The following is a 1,251-nucleotide window of genomic DNA, read 5'->3' as shown; positions in this document are numbered from 1 at the left end:
CGGAGTTCTCGGACAGTGGACCCCCTTAAAATCGGGGGACTACTGAAATGAGGAATGTGCAGAATGCCTGCATCACGTCGCCGGTTCAGCCAGGAGTTCAAGGACCAGCTGTGCGAGGAAGTCGTCTCGACTTCGAAAACGATCAAGTCCGTCGCCGACTCGTACGGGGTCGGTGCCGAGACGCTGCGTAACTGGCTGAAGAAGTACCGGCAGGAACACGACACCACGGGCACCGAGGTTCCGCTGACGGGCTCGGAGCGGGCCCGGCTGATGGAGCTGGAGCGGGAGAACCAGGAGCTGCGTGCGGAGGCTGCGTTCCTGAAAAAAGCCGCTGCATACTTCGCGCGGGAGCCACGGTAGTGGCGAAGTATGAATTCATCGATTCCCAGACCCGGTCGCCGGAGGTTCCGGCGTTGGTGAAGATGTGCCGCTGGCTCGGGGTGTCCCGGTCCGGGTTCTACCACTGGCGCTCCCGCCCGCTTTCGGCCACCGCGGCGCGCCGGGGCGTGCTCACGGAGCGGGTGAAGCACTTCTTCGCCGCCTCCGACGGCACGTACGGCTACCGGCGGATCCACGCGGACCTGGCCGCGGAGGGCACCGAATGCTCCCCGGAGCTGGTCCGCCAGATCATGCGTGCCAACAACCTGGTGCCGTGCCAGCCGCGCCCGTTCCGCACCACCACGCAGGCGGATGCGGAGGCCGCGGCGAGGATCCCTGACCTGGTGCGCCGGGACTTCACCGCGGACCGTCCCGGGGAGAAGTTCGTCGGCGACATCACCTACATCCACACCTGGCAAGGCTTCGTCTACCTGGCCACGGTCATCGACTGCTTTTCGAAGAAGGTCGTGGGCTGGGCCGTCGCCGACCACATGCGTGCCGAGCTGGTCGAATCCGCGCTCCGGAACGCCGCGGCATCCACGCTCATCCGCCCCGGCGCGATCTGGCACTCGGACCGGGGCAGCCAATACACCTCCGCATCCTTCCGGGCCCTCGTGGCGGGCCTGGGCATGCGTTCCTCGATGGGCCGCACCGGGGTGTGCTGGGACAACGCCGCCGCGGAGACGTTCTTCTCGGCGCTGAAGAACGAGCGCGTGTACCGCACTGTCTACGCCACCAAGGCCCAGGCCAGGCGGGATGTCATCCGCTACATCGAGGGCTTCTACAACAGCCGGCGCCGGCACTCCGCCCTGGATTACCGCTACCCCAACGAGGTCCACTACAGTTACCAGCAGCCGCCCGCGGCAGCGTAGA

At 66.6% G+C, this 1,251-nt stretch carries 1 protein-coding gene; it reads left to right on the top strand.

Annotated features, from left to right (window positions below):
* Positions 1 to 63 precede the first annotated feature (63 nt).
* Positions 64 to 1,250 (top strand): IS3 family transposase gene (locus MRBLAR12_RS16185; protein ID WP_364747136.1). Its coding sequence is split into 2 segments (ribosomal slippage): positions 64 to 334 and positions 334 to 1,250, totalling 1,188 coding nucleotides; the frame shifts between segments, so codons are not numbered across the junction.
* The last annotated feature ends 1 nt before the right edge of the window (position 1,251 follow it).

It is taken from the genome of Arthrobacter sp. LAR12-1-1.1, from assembly GCF_040676555.1.
GTDB lineage: Bacteria > Actinomycetota > Actinomycetes > Actinomycetales > Micrococcaceae > Arthrobacter.
Note: the sequence above shows the minus strand (reverse complement) of the source record. Positions and strands in the feature narration are given on the sequence as shown.